The 19,921-nt window shown below is 70.5% G+C and carries 20 protein-coding genes; 15 read left to right on the forward strand and 5 right to left on the reverse strand.

Annotation, left to right across the window (positions count from 1 at the left end; genetic code table 11):
* The first annotated feature begins 148 nt into the window (after positions 1–148).
* The 8 genes from hemL (at position 149) to ACFY0F_RS24605 (ending at position 8,202) form a co-directional block, all read left to right on the forward strand.
* The gene (gene hemL, locus ACFY0F_RS24570) at positions 149–1,468 is read left to right on the forward strand and encodes a glutamate-1-semialdehyde 2,1-aminomutase (protein WP_388798628.1); all 1,320 of its coding nucleotides are present in this window, start codon (positions 149–151) and stop codon (positions 1,466–1,468) included.
* Positions 1,465–2,169, forward strand: coding sequence for a histidine phosphatase family protein (locus ACFY0F_RS24575; protein ID WP_388798132.1), 705 nt, complete (start codon positions 1,465–1,467; stop codon positions 2,167–2,169). Before hemL ends, ACFY0F_RS24575 begins: the two co-directional genes overlap by 4 nt.
* A 144-nt stretch (positions 2,170–2,313) precedes the next feature.
* Positions 2,314–3,588, forward strand: coding sequence for a hypothetical protein (locus ACFY0F_RS24580; protein WP_388798134.1), 1,275 nt, complete (start codon positions 2,314–2,316; stop codon positions 3,586–3,588).
* Positions 3,589–3,654: 66 nt separating this feature from the next.
* Positions 3,655–4,245, forward strand: coding sequence for a TlpA family protein disulfide reductase (locus ACFY0F_RS24585; protein WP_388798137.1), 591 nt, complete (start codon positions 3,655–3,657; stop codon positions 4,243–4,245).
* A 1-nt stretch (position 4,246) separates the two neighbouring features.
* Positions 4,247–5,020 carry a cytochrome c biogenesis CcdA family protein gene (locus ACFY0F_RS24590; protein WP_388798140.1) on the forward strand — a complete coding sequence of 258 codons (774 nt, stop codon included), beginning with the start codon at positions 4,247–4,249 and terminating at the stop codon, positions 5,018–5,020.
* A gap of 3 nt (positions 5,021–5,023) precedes the next feature.
* Positions 5,024–6,742 carry a cytochrome c biogenesis protein ResB gene (locus ACFY0F_RS24595; protein WP_388798143.1) on the forward strand — a complete coding sequence of 573 codons (1,719 nt, stop codon included), beginning with the start codon at positions 5,024–5,026 and terminating at the stop codon, positions 6,740–6,742.
* Complete coding sequence (ccsB, locus tag ACFY0F_RS24600; RefSeq protein ID WP_388798146.1) at positions 6,739–7,821, forward strand: c-type cytochrome biogenesis protein CcsB; 1,083 nt, start codon at positions 6,739–6,741, stop codon at positions 7,819–7,821. Before ACFY0F_RS24595 ends, ccsB begins: the two co-directional genes overlap by 4 nt.
* A gap of 123 nt (positions 7,822–7,944) precedes the next feature.
* Positions 7,945–8,202, forward strand: a complete 258-nt coding sequence (locus tag ACFY0F_RS24605; RefSeq protein WP_388798149.1) for a hypothetical protein — start codon at positions 7,945–7,947, stop codon at positions 8,200–8,202.
* On the opposite strand, the gene ACFY0F_RS24610 is transcribed toward ACFY0F_RS24605, so the two are convergent.
* The gene (locus ACFY0F_RS24610; RefSeq protein ID WP_388798152.1) at positions 8,199–9,749 is read right to left on the reverse strand and encodes a hypothetical protein; all 1,551 of its coding nucleotides are present in this window, start codon (positions 9,747–9,749) and stop codon (positions 8,199–8,201) included. The genes ACFY0F_RS24605 and ACFY0F_RS24610 overlap by 4 nt on opposite strands.
* A complete protein-coding gene (locus tag ACFY0F_RS24615; protein ID WP_388798156.1) occupies positions 9,749–11,869 on the reverse strand; it encodes a hypothetical protein in 2,121 nt (706 codons plus the stop codon). The genes ACFY0F_RS24610 and ACFY0F_RS24615 overlap by 1 nt, the downstream gene beginning before the upstream one ends.
* 179 nt (positions 11,870–12,048) lie before the next feature.
* Here ACFY0F_RS24615 and ACFY0F_RS24620 point away from each other — a divergent pair, with 179 nt between their 5' ends.
* Both ACFY0F_RS24620 and ACFY0F_RS24625 read left to right on the forward strand, forming a co-directional pair.
* Complete coding sequence (locus ACFY0F_RS24620) at positions 12,049–12,525, forward strand: nucleoside deaminase (RefSeq protein ID WP_388798159.1); 477 nt, start codon at positions 12,049–12,051, stop codon at positions 12,523–12,525.
* Entirely contained in the window at positions 12,518–13,495 is a 978-nt protein-coding gene (locus tag ACFY0F_RS24625) for an isopenicillin N synthase family dioxygenase (protein WP_388798162.1), read from the forward strand. The genes ACFY0F_RS24620 and ACFY0F_RS24625 overlap by 8 nt, the downstream gene beginning before the upstream one ends.
* 27 nt (positions 13,496–13,522) lie before the next feature.
* On the opposite strand, the gene ACFY0F_RS24630 is transcribed toward ACFY0F_RS24625, so the two are convergent.
* From ACFY0F_RS24630 to ACFY0F_RS24640, 3 genes are all read right to left on the reverse strand, one after another.
* Positions 13,523–13,876: a hypothetical protein gene (locus tag ACFY0F_RS24630; RefSeq protein ID WP_388798165.1), complete on the reverse strand. Its 354-nt coding sequence runs from the start codon at positions 13,874–13,876 to the stop codon at positions 13,523–13,525.
* Positions 13,873–14,499, reverse strand: coding sequence for a DUF6232 family protein (locus tag ACFY0F_RS24635; RefSeq protein ID WP_388798168.1), 627 nt, complete (start codon positions 14,497–14,499; stop codon positions 13,873–13,875). Before ACFY0F_RS24635 ends, ACFY0F_RS24630 begins: the two co-directional genes overlap by 4 nt.
* 121 nt (positions 14,500–14,620) lie before the next feature.
* Positions 14,621–14,908: a PLDc N-terminal domain-containing protein gene (locus ACFY0F_RS24640; protein ID WP_388798171.1), complete on the reverse strand. Its 288-nt coding sequence runs from the start codon at positions 14,906–14,908 to the stop codon at positions 14,621–14,623.
* A gap of 76 nt (positions 14,909–14,984) precedes the next feature.
* On the opposite strand from ACFY0F_RS24640, the gene ACFY0F_RS24645 reads away from it, so the two are divergent.
* From ACFY0F_RS24645 to mqnE, 5 genes are all read left to right on the forward strand, one after another.
* A complete protein-coding gene (locus ACFY0F_RS24645) occupies positions 14,985–16,442 on the forward strand; it encodes a menaquinone biosynthesis decarboxylase (protein ID WP_388798174.1) in 1,458 nt (485 codons plus the stop codon).
* Positions 16,439–17,341, forward strand: a complete 903-nt coding sequence (gene mqnP, locus ACFY0F_RS24650) for a menaquinone biosynthesis prenyltransferase MqnP (RefSeq protein ID WP_388798177.1) — start codon at positions 16,439–16,441, stop codon at positions 17,339–17,341. Before ACFY0F_RS24645 ends, mqnP begins: the two co-directional genes overlap by 4 nt.
* A 125-nt stretch (positions 17,342–17,466) precedes the next feature.
* Positions 17,467–18,123 (forward strand): UbiX family flavin prenyltransferase, encoded by a 657-nt coding sequence (locus ACFY0F_RS24655; RefSeq protein ID WP_388798180.1) that lies wholly within the window; start codon positions 17,467–17,469, stop codon positions 18,121–18,123.
* A 68-nt stretch (positions 18,124–18,191) separates the two neighbouring features.
* Positions 18,192–18,647 (forward strand): Lrp/AsnC family transcriptional regulator, encoded by a 456-nt coding sequence (locus ACFY0F_RS24660; protein WP_388798183.1) that lies wholly within the window; start codon positions 18,192–18,194, stop codon positions 18,645–18,647.
* Positions 18,648–18,698: 51 nt separating this feature from the next.
* Positions 18,699–19,862, forward strand: coding sequence for an aminofutalosine synthase MqnE (gene mqnE, locus ACFY0F_RS24665; protein WP_388798186.1), 1,164 nt, complete (start codon positions 18,699–18,701; stop codon positions 19,860–19,862).
* Positions 19,863–19,921: the final 59 nt, after the last annotated feature.

Genomic DNA, 19,921 nt, shown 5'->3' on the forward strand with positions numbered 1-19,921 from the left:
CAGATGGCGGCGGGTCGCCCGCGAGTTTGTGGCAGCGGCCCCCGCTACGTCGGAGTCACTCCGCCTTCGGCCTACCCTGATGAGGTCACCCTGTCCAAGAAGGTGGGAGAAGCCGCAGGTCATGAGTGAAGCCAACTCCTCGGGAGCGCTGCCGGCAGCGCCCTACCCCTACGAAGCGCCCCTCTCGCAGGAACTGTTCGACCGCGCGTCCGCCGTCACGCCGGGTGGCGTGAACTCCCCGGTGCGTGCCTTCCGCGCCGTGGGCGGCACGCCCCGCTTCATGGTCTCCGGCACCGGCCCGTACCTCACCGACGCCGACGGGCGGGAGTACGTCGACCTGGTGTGCTCCTGGGGGCCGATGATCCTCGGGCACTCCCACCCCGAGGTCATCGCCGCCGTCCAGGAGGCCGTCGCACGCGGTACGTCCTTCGGTACGCCCGGTGAGGGCGAGGTCGCCCTGGCGGAGGAGATCGTCGCCCGGGTCGAGCCCGTCGAGCAGGTACGGCTCGTGTCCAGCGGGACCGAGGCCACCATGTCGGCGATCCGGCTCGCCCGCGGGTTCACCCGCCGGTCCAAGGTGATCAAGTTCGCCGGCTGCTACCACGGGCACGTGGACTCGCTGCTGGCCGCCGCGGGCTCCGGCGTCGCCACCTTCGCACTGCCCGACACCCCGGGCGTCACCGGCGCCCAGGCCGGCGACACGATCGTGCTGCCGTACAACGACCTGGAGGCCGTGCACGCGGCGTTCCGGGCCCACCCCGGTGAGATCGCCTGCGTGATCACGGAGGCCTCGCCCGGCAACATGGGCGTCGTGCCGCCGCTGCCCGGCTTCAACCAGGGGCTCAAGGACGCCTGCGCGCAGAACGGCGCCCTGTACATCTCCGACGAGGTGATGACCGGCTTCCGCACCAGCCGGGCCGGCTGGTACGGCGTCGACGGGGTCCGGCCGGACCTGATGACCTTCGGCAAGGTGATGGGCGGCGGCTTCCCGGCCGCGGCGTTCGGCGGCCGGGCCGACGTCATGGCGCACCTCGCGCCCGCCGGGCCCGTCTACCAGGCCGGCACCCTCTCCGGGAACCCGGTCGCCACCGCCGCGGGCCTCGCCCAGCTCCGGCTGCTCGACGACGCCGCGTACGACAAGGTGAACGCCGTGTCGGAGCAGATCCAGCAGCTGGTCACCGAGGCGCTCACCAAGGAGGGCGTGGCGCACCGGCTGCAGAGCGCCTCCAACATGTTCTCCGTCTTCTTCACCGACCGCGCCGTGCGGAACTACGAGGACGCCAAGGCGCAGGAGTCCTTCCGCTTCACCGCGTTCTTCCACTCGTTGCTGGCGGACGGCGTCTACCTGCCGCCGTCGTCCTTCGAGTCCTGGTTCGTTTCCACGGCCCACGACGAGCAGGCCGTCCAGAAGATCGCCGACGCCCTTCCGGCGGCGGCCCGAGCGGCGGCGGAGGCCACGGCGGCATGAGCGGCAACGGCAACGGCAAGGACAGCAAGGACATCACCGTCGTCCACCTCATGCGGCACGGCGAGGTGGAGAACCCCACCGGCGTCCTCTACGGCCGGCTGGCCGGCTACCACCTCTCGGAGTTGGGCCGGCAGATGGCCGAGCGGGTCGCCGAGCACCTCGCCCCGCGTGATGTGACGTACGTCGCCGCCTCCCCGCTGGAGCGGGCGCAGGAGACCGCCACCCCGATCGCCAAGGCGCACGGCCTGGACCTGGGCACCGACGAGCGGCTCATCGAGGCCGAGAACGTCTTCCAGGGCAAGACCTTCGGGGTCGGGGACGGGGCGCTGCGCCGGCCGGAGAACTGGAAGTACCTGGTCAACCCCTTCAAGCCGTCGTGGGGAGAGCCGTACGTCGACCAGGTCGTGCGGATGATGGGCGCGCTGAACGCGGCCAAGGACCGGGCGCGTGGGCACGAGGCCGTGCTGGTCAGCCACCAGCTGCCGATCTGGATCGTGCGGTCGTACGTCGAGCGGCGGCGGCTGTGGCACGATCCGCGCAAGCGGCAGTGCACGCTCGCCTCCCTGACGACTTTCACATACCAGGGTGACAGGATCGTTTCCGTCGGCTACTCCGAGCCCGCCCGCGATCTCGTCCCGGCCCATCTGCTGGCCGGTGCGAAGCCGGTGAAGGGTCAGCAGGGGAAGGCGTTCGGAGCCTGACGGAGGCCTGAGACATCTGTCACAGGGGTCTGTGACACGCCTGCGATATTTGTTGCGGATTATCTGAAAAACCGAGGAACCTCCCGGTTCGTCGCGCCCTCTGAGTGGGTGACCACCAGCAGGACGTGACGAATCGGGGTCCTCATGCGCACCTTCTCCCGCCGGGGAATGCTCGGCCTCGGCGCGGCCACCGCGGCCGCCGCCTCACTCGCCGGCTGCGGAACGCTCGACGGGTCGGACGACGGAGGCCACAACTCCGGTTCCCGCAAGGGACACTCGCAGGGCCACGGCAAAGCCGGCGGCGGCAGCGGTGCACACCCCGCCCGCCCCATCGGGGACGGCTCCACGTCCTTCACCGGCAAGCAGCCCCACCAGCCCGGCAAGCCCGAGCCGCTCCAGCCCGGCCAGGAGCCGCCGCAGTTCGTCGTCTTCTCCTGGGACGGCGCCGGCGAGGTCGGCAACGGCCTCTTCCCGCGCTTCCTGGACCTCGCCAAGGAGCACGGCGCGAGCATGACCTTCTTCCTCTCGGGGCTGTACCTGCTGCCCGAGTCGAAGAAACGGCTGTACAACCCCCCGAACAACCCGCGCGGCGCCTCCGACATCGGCTACCTCTCCGACGACCACGTCAAGGCCACCCTGACCAACGTCCGCCGCGCCTGGCTCGAGGGCCACGAGATCGGCACCCACTTCAACGGGCACTTCTGCGGCGAGGCGCACGGCTCGGTCAAGTGGTGGACGCCGCAGCAGTGGAAGAGCGAGATCGAGCAGGCCAAGTCCTTCGTCAAGGAATGGCGGACCAACACCGGCTGGAAGAACCTGCCGGCGCTGCCGTTCGACTACGACAAGGAGCTCGTCGGCGGCCGTACGCCCTGTCTGCTCGGCCAGGACCACCTGCTGCCCACCGCCCGCGAGCTCGGCTGGCGCTACGACGCCTCCTCGCCCGGCGGGCGCCAGGTGTGGCCGGTCAAGCGCATGGGGATCTGGGACCTGCCGTTGCAGCAGATACCGTTCCCCGGCCACTCCTTCGAGGTTCTCTCGATGGACTACAACATGCTCGCCAACCAGTCCGTCAACTCCACCAAGGCCCCGGCCTACAACTACCCGCGCTGGCGGAAGCAGTCCGCCCAGGCCTACATCTCCGGATTCCAGCGGGCGTACGAGACGAACCGGGCGCCGTTCTTCATCGGCAACCACTTCGAGCACTGGAACGGCGGCATCTACATGGACGCCGTCGAAGAGGCCTTCAAGCACATCGCCCGGGAGAAGGAGAAGGGCGCCGACGTGCGGTTGGTCTCCTTCCGGCAGTTCGTGGACTGGATGGACGTGCAGAAGCCCGAGGTGCTCGCCAAGCTGCGTACCCTGGAGGTCGGGCAGCAGCCGGCCGGGGGCTGGAAGGGGTTCCTGTCGGACGCTGCCTGAAATGCGGTTTTCCGCCCGCAAGGGGGGTGCCCGAGATCCCCGGAACGGGCATGCGAAACTTTTCACATGAGTACCCGCAGCCGCGCCATCCTGCTCAGCGCCGTGGCCGCCACGGCGGCCCTGACCCTGTCCGCATGCGGCAACGGCGGCATGTCCGGCGGAGGCGGCAACACCAACTTCGTCACCGGCAAGAACGGCATCGGCACGGTGCCGCAGGGCAAGCGGGTCGCCGCCCCCGACCTGTCCGGCAAGACCGTCGACGGCAAGACCCTCGACGTCGCCGACTACAAGGGCAAGGTCGTCGTCATCAACGTCTGGGGCTCCTGGTGCCCGCCCTGTCGGGCGGAGGCGAACTACTTCGCCAAGGTCTCCAAGGAGTACCAGGGCAAGGGCGTGCAGTTCGTCGGACTCAACACCCGGGACTCCAGCACCACCCCCGCGGTCGCCTTCGAGAAGGGCCACGGGATCACCTACCCCAGCCTGTACGACCCGACCGGCAAGCTGATGCTGCGCTTCAAGAAGGGCACGCTCAACCCCCAGCTGATCCCCTCCACCCTGATCCTCGACCGGGACGGGAAGATCGCCGCGCGGGCGTTGCAGGCGCTCAGCGAGGAGAGCCTGCTGAAGATGCTCAAGCCGGTCCTCGCGGAGAAGTGACGTGAGCGCGCTCGTGACGCTCGCCGCGGAGACGGACCCGAACCAGACCGTCCTCAACGGCGCCCTGCTGATCGCCCTGCCCATCGCCGTGCTCGGCGGACTCGTCTCCTTCTTCTCGCCCTGCGTCCTGCCCCTCGTCCCCGGCTACCTCTCCTACGTGACCGGTGTCACCGGTGCCGACCTGGGGGACGCCAGGCGGGGCCGGATGGTGGCGGGTGCCTCACTGTTCGTGCTCGGCTTCACGGCCGTGTTCGTCTCCGGCGGCGCGCTGTTCGGCTTCTTCGGGTCCACACTGCAGGAATACAAGGACACGCTGTCCAAGGTGCTCGGCGTGCTCATGATCCTCCTGGGCGTCTTCTTCATGGGACTCATGCCCTGGCTCACCCAGCGTGAGTTCCGCTTCCACAAGCGGCCGGCCACCGGCCTGGTGGGCGCGCCCGTCCTCGGCGCCCTGTTCGGGATCGGCTGGACGCCCTGCCTCGGTCCCACGCTCAGCGCCGTCGCCTTCCTGTCGTCCCAGCAGGGCAGCGCCGGACGCGGCGCCGTACTGACCGTCGCCTACTGCCTCGGCCTCGGCGTCCCCTTCGTCCTCACCGCGGTCGCCTTCCGCAAGGCCCTCGGTGCGTTCGGCTGGGTCAAGCGCCACTATGTCTGGGTGATGCGCATCGGCGGCACGATGATGATCCTGACCGGTGTGCTGCTGCTGACCGGCGCGTGGGACCGTCTGGTGCAGGAGATGCAGACCTGGTCCAACGGCTTCACTGTGGGGATCTGATCCATGAGCAAGACCACTGCCGACGACTCCACGGGCGCGGCCGAGGACCAGGGCCTCGGAGCGGCCGGCTCCCAGCTGTCCACCGCCCCCCGGGAGGAGCTGTCCGGTGCGCCCGGCATGGGCGTCATCGGCTGGGCCCGCTGGTTCTGGCGCCAGCTCACCTCCATGCGGGTCGCGCTGCTGCTGCTCCTGCTGCTCTCGCTAGGCGCGATCCCCGGGTCGCTGATCCCGCAGAGCGGCGTCGACGCCACCAAGGTCGCCGACTTCCGCAAGTCCCACACGGTGCTCGCGCCGATCTACGACAAGCTCGGGCTCTTCCACGTCTACAGCTCGGTGTGGTTCTCCGCGATCTACATCCTGCTGTTCGTCTCCCTCGTCGGCTGCATCGTCCCGCGCACCTGGCAGTTCGTCGGCCAGCTCCGCGGCCGTCCGCCGGTCGCGCCCAAGCGGCTGACCCGGCTGCCCGCCTACACCACGTGGCGCACGACGGCCGAGCCCGAGCGGGTCCGCGAGGCCGCGCTCGCCCTGCTGAAGAAGCACCGCTTCCGCGCCGATCTCACCGGTGACGCCGTCGCCGCGGAGAAGGGCTACGTCCGCGAGCTGGGCAACCTGGTCTTCCACATCGCGCTGATCGTGCTGCTGATCGCCTTCGCCTCGGGCCAGCTCTACAAGTCGGACGGCACCAAGCTGATGGTGGAGGGCGACCCCGGATTCTCCAACGTGCTGCCGATGTACGACGACTTCAAGTCCGGCAGCATGTTCACCCCCGACGACCTGGTGCCCTTCAGTTTCGACCTCAAGGACTTCAAGGCCACCTACGAGACCAGCGGCCCCAACCGGGGCACCCCGCGCACCTTCCAGGCGAAGATCGACTACAGCAAGGGTGCGGACGGCAAGGCGAAGTCGACGACCGTCAAGGTCAACGAGCCGTTGAAGATCGACGACTCCAAGGTCTACCTCGTCAGCCACGGCTACGCGCCCGTCATCACCGTCCGCGACGGCAAGGGCGACGTCATCTACAAGGAGGCCGTGCCGCTGCTCCCGCTCGACGGGAACGTCAGCTCGCAGGGCGTCATCAAGGTCATGGACGGCTACAAGAACGCCCAGGGCGTCAGCGAGCAGCTCGGCATCCAAGCCTTCTTCCTGCCGACCTACGGCGGCGGCTCCTCGGTCCTGTCGACCTTCCCCGCGCTGAACAACCCGGTGCTGAACCTGACGCCGTACCACGGCGACCTCGGCGTCGACGCGGGCATCCCGCAGAGCGTGTACCAGCTCGACAAGACCCACATGAAGGACTACAAGGACGCCAAGGGCAAGCAGTTCAGGGACAACCTGAGGCCCGGGCAGACCATGAAGCTGCCGGGCGGCGCCGGCTCGGTCACCTTCGAGAAGGGCGTCAAGGAGTGGGCGGGCTTCGAGATCGTCCAGGAGCCCGGCAGCGGCTGGGCCCTCGGCGGCGCGCTCGCCGCGATCTTCGGTCTCGCCGCGTCCCTGTTCATCCAGCGCCGCCGCGTCTGGGTCCGGGCCGTCCGCGGCGCCGACGGTGTCACGGTCGTCGAGATGGCCGGCCTCGGCCGCAGCGAGTCCGCCAAGGTGCCCGAGGAACTGGGCGACCTCGCCGCAATCCTCTACGACCAGGCGCCGGGGGCACCCGACCCCGACGACCCCTCACCCACCCCCGACCCTCAAGTCGTACCTGCCGAAGGGGCTGAGCAGCAGTGACTCTCGCCGCCGCCACCAACGAACACCTCGCGAGCATGAGCAACACGCTCATCTACTCGTCGATGGCCGTCTATACCCTGGCCTTCTTCGCCTACATCGCCGAATGGCTCTTCGGCAGCCGCAGCAAGGTGGCCCGCACGGCCGCCGCGCTCACGTCGGACACCACGGCCGCGAAGGGGGGGCCCGCCGTCACGGTGAAGCAGGCCGGGGGCACCACGGTGCTGGAGCGGCCCAAGGTCGTCGTGCGCTCCGCGTCCGGGACCAGGGACGTGCCGGACGGCCCCGGTGCCCACGGCGGTGACGAGCAGGGCGACCTCTACGGGCGGATCGCCGTCTCCCTCACCGTGCTCGCCTTCCTCGTGGAGCTGGCCGGTGTCGTCACCCGCGCGGCCTCCGTGGAGCGGGCGCCGTGGGGCAACATGTACGAGTTCAACATCACCTTCTCCACGGTCGCCGTCGCCGTCTACCTCGGGTTGCTGGCCCTGAAGAAGAACGTCCGCTGGATGGGCCTGTTCCTGATCACCACGGTCCTGCTCGACCTGGGCCTCGCGGTCACCGTCCTCTACACCGCGAGCGACCAGCTCGTCCCCGCCCTGCACTCGTACTGGCTGTACATCCACGTCTCCACCGCGATCTTCTGCGGCGCGGTGTTCTACGTCGGCGCGGTCGCCACGATCCTGTACCTCTTCAAGGACTCGTACGAGAACAAGCTGCAGACCGGCGGCAAGCCCGGCAGCTTCGCGACGTCGGTGCTGGAGCGGCTGCCCGCCTCCTCCTCGCTCGACAAGTTCGCCTACCGGGTCAACGCGGCCGTCTTCCCGCTGTGGACGTTCACGATCATCGCGGGCGCGATCTGGGCGGGCGACGCCTGGGGCCGCTACTGGAACTGGGACCCCAAGGAGACCTGGTCCTTCATCACCTGGATCGGCTACGCCTGCTACCTGCACGCCCGCGCCACCGCCGGCTGGAAGGGCCGCAAGGCCGCCTACCTGGCGATGATCGCGTTCGGCTGCTGGCTGTTCAACTACTACGGCGTCAACATCTTCGTGACCGGCAAGCACTCCTACGCGGGCGTCTGAGCACCCGGGGCCGGCCCGGTCGCCGGCCCGAAGCAACTTTTCCGGCCACGCGGCGTCCTACACGGTGACACGCCCGGAACTTCCCCCGGGCGGGTGGCCACCCCCTTCGCCGAGGACGGTACCGTGACGCTGAACCCCTCCTACTGCCTGGACGTTCCCGAGGACTTCGACGACTCGGAGGCGGAGACCGGGGTGCATCCGATGGCCCGGAAGCTCTTCCTCGGGGCGCATGCCGCCCAGGTCTTCGCGAAGGCACAAGCCTGGGTGAGCGAGCACGACGTCCGCATCGCCGACGTCTCCTGGGACGTCCTCGACGGCGAGGAAGAGCCCCACTGCCTCAGCGTCTACTTCACGTTCGAACCGAAGCCCGAACGCTCCTAGGACGGCGGCAGGCACTCCTTCCCCGGCGGCTTCCCCTCCGGCCAGGCGGTCTTCACGAAGCGGGAGCCGCCCTCCGGGACGAGTTCCACGATCGGTACGGCCTTGTCGTACGGGTTGCCGTGCGCGTCCAGGCAGATCCAGCCGCCGGCGCCGCCCAGCCGCAGCGTGCCCTGCACCTGGGTCCACTCATGGCCCACCGTGACCAGCGCCGGGGTCCCCGAGCCGCGGTGCGTGGCCATGCGGATGCCGCGCACGGCGAGCCGTACGGCGTCGTAGCCGATGATCAGCTGGCCGTCGTCCAGCGCCACCGAGCCGATCGGGCCGACCGGCCCGCTCCTGCCGTCCGCCACCAGCCGCGCCAGGTCCTGCGCGTCCTTGGCCGAGCCGCCGGTGGCGGACGCGGGGGCCGTCTTCCAGGCGTCCGGGTGGGCGAGGGAGGTGTAGCGCACCGAGAGGTTGTGCTCCAGGGCGCCGCGCTCCAGCTTCCTGTCACCGCTCAGGTACGAGCCCTCGTCACCGGTGAGCACCGTGAACTTCCGGTCGGCGCAGCCGCGTCCGCCCAGCGCGTTGATGAACTGCCGTAGCTGGGTGTGCCGGCCCGCGAAGAGGATCGTGTCGGTCGATCTGGGCGTGGAGCACAGGATCTGCGTGATCTCCCAGAACGTGTTGGCGGTCGTGCCCTCCTTGCTGCGGTCGGCGGGCGGGTAGAACGGCCGGGGCTCGTACCGCGATCCCTTCAGCAGCGCCGTGAACGCGCTCTGCAGCGTCCGCGTGTACGGGTCGCCGGGCTTGTCGTAGACCAGCAGTGCCCGGCCCGCGCTGACCTTCGCGAAGGAGGCCAGCGCACGGGCCTCGTCGGTGTTGGTCGGCGAGACCCGCGCCAGCCCCGGGAACGGATCCTTGCCGCCCTGGCCGTTGGCCAGGTCGTCGGCGGTGATGGAGGAGCCGACCACCGGGATCCCGCGCCGGGTCAGCTCCTTCACCGCCTTCTTGTTGTTGTCCGTGCTCTGCCCGACCCCGGCGACCGCCCGCAGCCGGTCCGCGGTCCTCGTCATGCCGTCCAGCTCGTCCACCGTGAGCTGCCAGTGGTCGCCGGTGGCCCCGGGGTTGGCGAGCACCAGCCGGATCGCCGGGGCCTCGCCGTTGGACTGGTGGTTGGCCTGGTACTGGGCCAGGTAGGCGCCCTGGAGCTGGTGCTGGATGTCGGCCAGGTTCGCGGGGGCGGTCGAGGTGAACGGCAGCATCAGGGCCACCGTCACGGACTTGCCGGGCTTCAACCGCCCGTTCTCCCGCTCGATCGCCCGGACCGCGTCCCGGAACTGCGGCCGCCCGAAGTCGTAGCCGCCCGTCGCCACGCCCACGCACTCGTCGCTGCCCTCGGGCCGCACCACCCCGGCCGCGCAGGACCGGTCGTCGTGCGCGAGCGTCCGCACCGCGAAGACCAGGCCGACCAGCAGCGCCACCGTGACCAGCAGCGCCAGATAGCGGCGCAACGGGATCTCCCACACGCCCTCGCGCACCCACGTGCCCATGCCCCTGCGCGCCATCACGCCTCCCCGCCCGGTCCGCCCGCGGTGCCTTCGCCGTCTTCCTCGTCGTCCCAGGTGTCCAGCGGGCGCCCGGCGAGCGCGCTCGCGGGCCAGTCCCGGGAGGCCCGCCACAGCAGCGCGTTGCCCGCGGGCCGCAGGTTGGACAGCTGCTCCAGTTCGAACCGCAGCCGGTCGCACACCTTGGGATCCGGCAGCACCAGCGGGTCGGAGAGCTGCCACACCGAGTGCAGCAACCGCCGCACCCGCAGGTGCAGTACGGCGTCCACGCCCGGCGGCACCTCCTGCGCCGCGTCGGTGCGGCCCAGCGCGACGGCGGCCCGCCGGTCGCCCCGGCCGGTGAAATCACGGCCGTCGGCGTCGTGCGCGTGGAAGTACGGCGCGGCGGCGACGAAGCGGAGGGTGCGCAGCCAAGTGCGGGTGTCGGCGGTGGGGAAGGTGTCCCGCAGGTGCGCGACCGCCGAGTCCGCGGAGCCCAGGGCGAGTTCGTGGTACAGCCGGTACCCGGCCCGGCCGGACCCCTCGTCGGCGTCCGGCGCGTAGTGCGCGATCAGCGTCTCGTGCGCCGCCCGCCAGCCGCTGTGGTCGGCGTCCCGCAGATGCAGCCGGAGCAGCAGCAGGGTCCGTACGAAGGGGTCGCCGACGAAGTGGCCGGGCACGCCCGGCAGCCCCTCCTCGGCGAGCCGGGTCTGCAGGGCCCGTACGTCCGACGGGCCGAAGTCGTCCGGGAGGAGCGCGGACGCCAGGGCGCAGGCGGAGTCGTGGTCGTGGGCGGCGGCCAGCACGGTGAGTTCGTCCAGCCGGTCGGCGGGCACCAGCCGGTCGAGCAGCTCGCGGTAGGCCGGGGCGCCGTCCTGGTCCTCGTGCAGCCGCACGTCGGCGGTGAGCAGCTCGCCGAGGGAGGTGGCCCCGGGCAGGTGCTGCGCGGCCGACTCGGCGAGCAGGGCGATGCCCAGCGGGTTGCCGCCCGTCAGCCGGTGCGTGGCGTGCGGAAGTTGCGGCGGCACCGGGGTCTCGTCGCAGACCGCGCCGACGATGTGCAGGGTGTCGTCGGGGCTGAGCGCGGGCAGCGACACCAGCAGCGCCCGGGAGGACGGCACGGCCGCGTCCGGGGTCCAGCCGCTGCGCCGGGCCACCTCGGGCAGGCCGCGGCGGGCGGCGTTGCGCAGTGCCTCGCGGCCCTCACCGCGCCGGGCGCCGACGAACACCACCCGGTCGGCGATGCCCTCGGCCCGGTCCCGCAGCACGGCGTCGACGAGTCCGGGCCCGGGCGGGGCCTGCGCGTTGTCGACCAGCACCAGCGGCCGGCCCAGGCGCTGCATACGCGGCAGCACACCCGTGTACGCCTCGGTCAGGTCGGCGAGCAGGGCCCGTACGAGATACCGCTCGGCGTGCTCCCGGGAGGTGCCGCCCGCCCGGAAGTGCCCCGCCAGCAGCATCAGCCCGCGCTGGGCGTGCCCGCCGGCGTTCGGGTACGTGCGGTACCACACGGAGGCCTTCTGGTGCCGCCGGTGCGAGAATCCTTCGGCGACGGACTCCAGGGTGGCCTCGATGGCCCCCGACAGCAGCGGCCCGGTGCCCGTCGCGGCGGCGACGACCTTCGCCGCCACCTTCCCCGCCCACCGCCCGGCGAAGCCACTGACCCAGGACCCGCTCTCGCCCAGCAGCAGGATCCGCTCGACCTCCCGCCGGATCCGCTCGGAGTCGGCGTCGCCCCAGCCGCTCGCCGCCACCGCGACCAGGCCCGACATCAGCCGCGGGAACTGGATCCGCCCGGCACCGGTCACCGGCTCGGCGAGCTGCTCGGCGACCACCAGCAGCGCCTGCGCCACCGGCGACCAGGACTCGGCGGGCCGGTCCGCGGGCGGCCGGGCGAACTGTTCGTCGGCGCAGTCGATCAACGCGACCGGTGTGTGTCCCCGGTACGCCTCGCGTAACTCGCCGAGCACCGCGCTCTTGCCCAGCCCCCGGGCCCCCGTGAACAGGACGAGGGGCAGTTCCTTCGGATGCTCGACCGGATGCGCGCGATGCTGGTACGGGCGCAAGCCCACCAGCCGCGGAGCGAGCCCGGCCGGATCCGTGTCGAACAGGGCCCCACGCCCGTGCAGACGTCTGTGCACCGCATCCCCCCTTGACTCAAGTGTAGGAAGAGGTGGTTGCTTCCGACCAGATCGCGTGATGTCCGTTGGGTTACGAAATTGGGCGGAGTGTCGGCATGGAGTGCCGGATCGTCGGCAAGGAGCGCCGAAGCGTCGGCATGGACCGCCGGATCGCCGGGGCGGAGTGCCAGAGTGGGGGCATGGATCAGGCACAGGCACGCACCTGGCTCGCCACCGCCGTCGCCGAGGCCCGCGCCGGTCTGGCCGAGGGCGGCATCCCGATCGGCGCCGCGCTCTACGGCCCCGACGGCACCGTCCTCGGCCGCGGCCACAACCGCCGGGTCCAGGACGGCGACCCCTCGACGCACGCGGAGACGGCGGCCTTCCGCGCGGCGGGACGGCAGCGGACGTACCGGGGGACGACCATGGTGACCACCCTCTCCCCGTGCTGGTACTGCAGCGGGCTGGTCCGGCAGTTCGGCATCTCGCGGGTGGTGGTCGGCGAGGCGGTCACCTTCCACGGCGGGCACGACTGGCTCGCGGAGAACGGCGTCGAGGTGGTCCTCCTCGACGATCCCGGGTGCACGGCGCTGATGCGCGACTTCATCGCGGCGAACCCGGCTCTGTGGAACGAGGACATCGGTGAGGGCACCGGAGAGGACACCGCGGATGACTGAGCCCCGTATCCCCACCATCGACCTGCGGCCGTGGCGGGACGGCGACCGGGACACCCGCGCCCGGATCGCCCGCACCGTCGACGAGGCCCTGCAGACCGCCGGGTTCCTGCTGGTCACCGGGCACGGAGTGGAGCCGGTGCTGCGCTCGCGGATCCGGGTGGCCGCGCGGGCGTTCTTCACGCTGCCCGCCGAGGTGAAGCAGGTGTACGAGGCGAGGGTCGGCGGGCGCGGCTGGCTGGGGCCGGGCGCGGAGGCCAACGGGTACGCCGAGGGGACCGAGACCCCGCCGGACCTGAAGGAGTCGCTGACGTTCGCCACACAGGAGCCGTTCGACGACCCGGCCGTCAATGCGGAGTGGTACGCGCCCAACGTGTGGCCCGCCGAGGTGCCCGAACTGCGGCCGTTGTGCGAGGAGTACCTCGGCAGGATGGCCGCGCTGGAGATGGAACTGCTCCTGCTGCTCGGGCACGCCCTGGGGCTGGAGCCGGACTTCTTCAGCCGGCACATGGACCGTCCGACGTACGGCTTCAACATCAACTGGTACCCCGGGACCGAGGTGGTCGGCGAGGCGCGGCCCGGGCAGTTCCGGATCGGGCCGCACACCGACTTCGGGACGGTCACCATCCTGGACCGGCAGGCCGGCAAGGGCGGGCTGCAGGTGTACACGGACCCCTCGGAAGGAGGCGCCGGCTGGGCGGACGCGCCCTACGATCCCGCCGCCTTCACGGTCAACATCGGTGATCTGCTGGCCCGTTGGACCGGTGACCGGTGGCGGTCCGGGCGGCACCGGGTGCTGCCGCCGCCCGCGGACGCGCCCGCCGAGGAGCTGATGTCGCTCGTGTACTTCGGGGAGTGCACCCCGGGCACACGGGTGGAGTCCGTGCCCGCGCCGGTGGGGCGGGTGGCGTACCCGCCCGTCGACTCCCATGCGTACCTGAGGGAGAAGCTGGACTCGATCACCGTCGAGTGAGCACCGGCACGGAGCCCGGTGCCGTGCCTACGAACTCAGCAGCCCCAGGATCTTGTTGACCGCCTCCACGACCGGCTGGCCCACGGCCCCGACCGTCGCCGCGATGCCCGCGACCGCCATCAGCGCCCGGTGCCTCTCCTGCGGCGCCGCGTCCGGGTCGGCGGTGATGTCCGGCAGGGAGTCGTCGATGGCCTGGGCGCTGGCCGCCGGGACCTGGGCCCGCAACTGCCCCACCAGCACGATCAGTTCCCCGATCGCGGCCTGCAGTTCGGGGGAGGCGGCGGGCGCGGCGGGCGCCGTCTGGTTCTTGACGATGCCCGTGTTGCCCCGCCCGCCGTGCATGGTCACGCTGTCACCGAAGTAGTAGTGGTCGCCGCTCACGCGTGTGACACCCCCACGTTGCCCGTACCGCCGTACATGTTGACGTTGTCCCCGAAGTAGTAGTTCCTTGGGTTGACCATGAGCCGCTCCACCCGGACCTGGAACTCGGCCTCCGGGTTCTCGATCGCGTGCACGATCGACCCGACCAGAGCGTCCAGCTGGTGCGGGTCGCGGCTCGTCACCATGGCGATGGACGGGCCCGACGTCTCCACGGCCAGCACGTACTGCACCGGCGACGTCAGCACGGAGTACAGCTCGACCAGGCTGAACACCAGCGCGGCCACCGCGCCCAGCCACACGAACGTGACGATCCCGCCGGCGGCGCTCTGGCTCGCGATGCTCGTGATGCCGCCGAGGATCGTCAGGGCGAACGCCACCGACAGGATGATCCCGAGGCGCCTCAGGAAGAGCATCGTGGCTTCCTTGCGCTTCGGCTTCAGCAGGTAGGTGTACACCCGCGTCACGTTCTCCAGCGGGTACGCGCCCCCGCCGACCCAGAGCAGCCGCTTGCCGACCCGCAGGTCGATGGCGGTCGCCGACAGCGGCGGAACGGCGGGCGGTGGCGGGATGTCGTAGTGCCCCGGTGGTTCGGGTCTGGCGACCGGCGGCTCGGTGCTGCTCATACGTCCCCCTGAGGTATGGGTGATGACACGACCCATCACTGACTGCTGCTCATTAACCACGCAAGGTGGCCCTGGGTGCAAGTCGTAATCAGCGGGCAACTGTGAGGCGGTTGTGGAGAGTTCAGTCCTTGGGATCGTCCTTGCCCAGCGACTTCAGGAACTCCGGGTTGTCGTCGGGCGCCACCCAGCGGCCCCCGGCCGCGCCCGGAGCGCCCGCCCGGGCACCGCGCACCTTGCCGGCGATCAGCCAGCCGAGCGGGCCGACCAGCACCTCGCCGAAGAGCAGGATGACGATCACCCAGATCACCTTCGGCAGCACCCGCACCTCCTCCTCGGGGGTGTTCAGGCAGTCCACGAAGGCGTAGATCCACACCGCCAGGACCAGCAGGAACGGCAGATACCTGAGCATGCGAGCGCGAACTCCTCGGGAAGTGGGACGGCCCCGGTGACCGGGCCAGGGTAGCGGGTGGCAGATACTGGGACGCATGGCTTACGACGATCTTCGCTCCCTGCTCAGGGCACTGGAGCGCGAGGGGGACCTCAAGCGCATCAAGGCCGAGGTCGACCCGTATCTGGAGGTCGGGGAGATCGTCGACCGGGTGCAGAAGTCCGGCGGCCCCGCCCTGCTCTTCGAGAACGTGAAGGGCTCCGCGATGCCGCTGGCGATGAACGTCTTCGGCACCGACCGCCGGCTGCTGAAGGCGCTCGGCCTGAAGTCGTACGGCGACATCAGCGACAAGATCGGCGGGCTGCTGCGGCCCGAACTGCCGCAGGGCTTCGTCGGGGTGCGCGAGGCCTTCGGCAAGCTCGGCGCGATGACGCACGTACCGCCGAAGAAGGTGAAGCCGGACAACGCGCCGGTGCAGGAGGTGGTGCTGCAGGGCGACGAGGTGGACCTCGACCGGCTGCCCGCGCTGTTCACCTGGCCCAAGGACGGCGGCTCCTTCTTCAACCTCGGCCTCACCCACACCAAGGACCCGGAGACGGGCGTCCGCAACCTCGGGCTCTACCGCCTCCAGCGCCACGACAAGCGCACCATCGGCATGCACTGGCAGATCCACAAGGACAGCCGCAACCACTACCAGGTGGCGGCCCGAAGGGGAGAGCGCCTCCCCGTCGCCATCGCCTTCGGCTGCCCGCCCGCCGTCACCTACGCCTCGACCGCCCCCCTCCCCGGCGACATCGACGAGTACCTGTTCGCCGGGTTCGTCGCGGGCAGGCGGATCGAGATGGTCGACTGCAAGACGGTCCCGCTCCAGGTCCCGGCGAACGCCGAGGTCGTACTGGAGGGCTGGCTGGAGCCCGGCGAGATGCTCCCGGAAGGCCCCTTCGGCGACCACACCGGCTTCTACACCCCGCAGGAGCCCTTCCCCGCGCTGAAGATCGACTGTGTGACGATGCGCCGCCGGCCCCTGCTGCAGTCGATCGTCGTCGGCAGGCCCCCGACGGAGGACGGCCCCCTCGGCCGCGCGACCGAGCGCTTCTTCCTCCCCTTGCTGAAGATCATCGTCCCGGACATCGTGGACTACCACCTGCCCGAGGCCGGCGGCTTCCACAACTGCGCGATCGTCTCCATCGACAAGAAGTACCCCAAGCACGCGCAGAAGGTGATGCACGCCGTGTGGGGCGCGCACATGATGTCGCTGACCAAACTGATCGTGGTCGTCGACGCCGACTGCGACGTCCACGACCTCCACGAGGTCGCCTGGCGGGCCCTCGGCAACACCGACTACGCCCGCGACCTCACGGTCGTCGAGGGCCCCGTCGACCACCTCGACCACGCCTCCTACCAGCAGTTCTGGGGCGGCAAGGCGGGCATCGACGCGACGAAGAAGTGGCCCGAGGAGGGGTACACGCGCGACGGCGGGTGGCCGGACATGGTGGAGTCGGACCCGCAGACGGCGGCGAAGGTCGACCGCCGCTGGAAGGAGTACGGGCTGTGAGCAGCGCGTCAGCCGCGATCCCCCAGCCGGGGCGCACCAAGGCGTTCCTGCGCCTGGTGATGATCGAGCACTCCGTCTTCGCCCTGCCCTTCGCGTACATCGCCTCCCTCACCGCGATGTACCAGTGGGACCGCAACATCCACTGGGGCCGGCTGCTGCTGGTCACCGTCTGCATGGTGGGCCTGCGGACCTTCGCCATGGCGGTCAACCGGATCATCGACCGTGAGATCGACGCGAGGAACCCGCGCACCGCCCACCGTGAGCTGGTGACCGGCGCGATGTCGGTGAAGCACGCCTGGACGGGCGCCCTGATCGCCCTGGTGGTCTTCCTCGGCGCGGCGGCCCTGCTGAACCCGCTGTGCCTGGCCCTGGCCCCCATCGCGGTGATCCCGATGGTGGTCTACCCGTACGGCAAACGCTTCACGAACTTCCCGCAGGCCATCCTGGGCCTCGCCCAGGCGATGGGCCCGGTCGGCGGCTGGCTGGCGATCAGCGGCGAGTGGTCCTGGGACGCGGTGATCCTCGGCCTCGCGGTCGGCGTCTGGATCGGCGGCTTCGACCTGATCTACGCCTGCCAGGACGTCGAGACCGACCGTGAGATCGGCGTCATGTCGGTCCCGGCCCGCTTCGGCATCCCCGCCGCGATCTGGGGCGCGCGGGCCTGCCACACGATCACGACGGCCCTGTTCGTCTGGTACGCCCTCGCCACCCACGCCGGCCCGTTCTTCTGGCTGGGCCTGGTGATCGTCGCGGGCGCCTTCGTCTACGAGCACCGGATCGTCCGCCCGCACGACCTGTCCCGTCTGAACAGGGCGTTCTTCAGCGTCAACGGGTTCATCGGGATCGCCCTGTTCGTGTGCGCGCTGCTCGATCTGCTGGTGCGCGGCCTCACCGTGTAGTCCGTTCGGGTGAAGGCGATGCACCGCCGGGCCCGGTCGGCTGCCCCGGACGGCGCCCCACCCGTCCTGAACACCACTCGCCCCGCCGGTACGCTCAAGATGTGAACGCAGGAGAAACGCAGCGCGTGCCTTGGATCGTGGGGGTGTCCGGAGCATCCGGGACGCCGTACGCGGCAGCGGTGCTGCGGGCGCTGCTGGAGGCGGGAGAGCCGGTCGACCTCGTGGTGTCGAGGGCGTCGCGGCTCACGCTGCTGGACGAGACGGGGATCTCGTTCCGGGACGCGCACTGGCGGGACGACCTGCGGGAATGGCTGGCCAGGGGGGCCGACGGCAAGCCCGACAGCTTCCCGGTGGACGTCACGGGGGTGCGGTACTGGAGCGCGGGGGACCTGGCGGCGGGGCCGTCCTCGGGGTCGTACCCGGTGCGCGGGATGCTCATCGTGCCCGCCTCCACCGCCTGCGTGGCCGGGGTCGCGCTGGGGCTGTCGAAGGACCTGCTGCAGCGGGCCGCGAGTGTCACGCTGAAGGAGCGCCGCAAACTGGTCGTCGCCGTACGGGAGACCCCGCTGAACGGGCAGACGCTGCGTCACCTGGTCGCGCTGGACGACGCGGGCGCGACCGTGGTGCCGACCTCGCCGGCCTTCTACGCGGGCGCCACCCACATCCAGGACCTGGTGGACTTCGTCGCCGGACGCGTCCTCGACGCGGCGGGCGTGGAGCACCGGCTCTACCGCCGCTGGCAGGGCGAACTCGGCGGCGGCGAAGCAACCCGAAAGACCTGAGTGCCATCTGAGCTAGTCGCAGTACCTCTCATCTCTCCAAGAACATTTCACCGGAAGGCTTCGATCGCATGGACGCGGTGGACAGGCAGCTCATCCAGGCCCTCAGGGAGAACGGCCGGGCCTCCTACGCCGAGCTGGGGCGCCTCGTCGGCCTGTCGGGACCCAGCGTCACCGACCGCATCAACCGGCTGGAGGCGGCCGGCGTCATCACCGGCTACCGCGCCACCGTGAACTCCGCCTCCCTCGGCCTCGGAGTCACGGCCCTCATCGGCATCTCGCTGTCCGACGCCGCCGACCACGAGGACGTGGCCCGCCGGCTCAAGGACCTGCCGGAGATCGAGGACTGCTGGTTCATCGCCGGCGACGACTCCTTCATGCTCAAGGTGCGCTCGCCCGACGTCGACGGGCTGGAGAAGACCATCCGGCGCCTCAGCGGCACGAAGGGCGTCTCGCGGACCCGCACCACGATCGTGCTGTCCACGAAGTGGGAGAACCGGGTCGGGGAGCTGCCCGAGGAGATGTAGGGGTTCAGCGGGGGCGTAACGTGGGGCGAGTTGTCGTAGAAAGGTGTTGGCATGGACGTCGGGCTCAAGCGCGAGCTGGAGGAGAAGGTCCGCTCCGGTGAGCGGCTGACCCGTGAGGACGGCATCGCGCTGTACGAGTCGGACGACCTGGCCTGGCTCGGCGGACTCGCCCACGAGGTGCGGACGCGGAAGAACGGCGACGTCGTCCACTTCAACGTCAACCGGCACCTCAACATGACGAACGTGTGCACCGCGTCCTGCGCGTACTGCTCGTTCCAGCGCAAGCCGGGCGAGAAGGACGCGTACACGATGCGCATCGAGGAGGCGGTGAAGCTCGCCAAGGCGATGGAGGGGGAGAACCTCACCGAACTGCACATCGTCAACGGGCTGCACCCCAACCTCCCCTGGCGGTACTACCCGCGGTCCCTGCGGGAGCTGAAGGCCGCCCTGCCGAACGTGTCCCTGAAGGCGTTCACGGCCACCGAGATCCACCACTTCGAGACCATCTCGGGCCTCAGCGCGAGCGAGATCCTCGACGAACTCATCGACGCGGGGCTGGAGTCCCTCACCGGCGGCGGCGCGGAGATCTTCGACTGGGAGGTCCGGCAGCACATCGTCGACCACCGCACCCACTGGGAGGACTGGTCGCGGATCCACCGCCTGGCGCACGAGAAGGGGCTCAAGACCCCGTGCACCATGCTGTACGGCCACATCGAGGAGCCCCGCCACCGCGTCGACCACGTCCTGCGCCTGCGCGAGCTGCAGGACGAGACGAACGGCTTCCAGGTCTTCATCCCGCTGCGCTACCAGCACGACTTCGTGGACATGCAGGACGGCAAGATCCGCAACCGTCTCCAGGCCCGGACCCAGATGGCGACCGGCGCGGAGGCCCTGAAGACCTTCGCGGTCTCCCGGCTGCTGTTCGACAACGTCCCGCACGTCAAGGTCTTCTGGGTCATGCACGGCGTGCAGACCGCCCAGCTCGCCCTCCAGCACGGCGCCGACGACATGGACGGCTCGGTCGTCGAGTACAAGATCACCCACGACGCGGACAACTACGGCACCCCGAACAAGCTCACCCGCGACGACCTGCTCGACCTGATCCGCGACGCGGGCTTCCGCCCGGTGGAGCGCAACACCCGGTACGAGATCATCCGCGAGTACGAGGGCCCGGACCCGGCGCGCCGGGAGTCGCCGCAGCCGATGCGGGTGTGACTTGGTACGGGGACTTGGTACGGGCGGCAAGGGCACCCACCCAGGGGCGCGGGGCTGTA

The organism is Streptomyces sp. NPDC001544, assembly GCF_042894285.1.
In the GTDB taxonomy this organism is placed as follows: Bacteria; Actinomycetota; Actinomycetes; order Streptomycetales; family Streptomycetaceae; genus Streptomyces.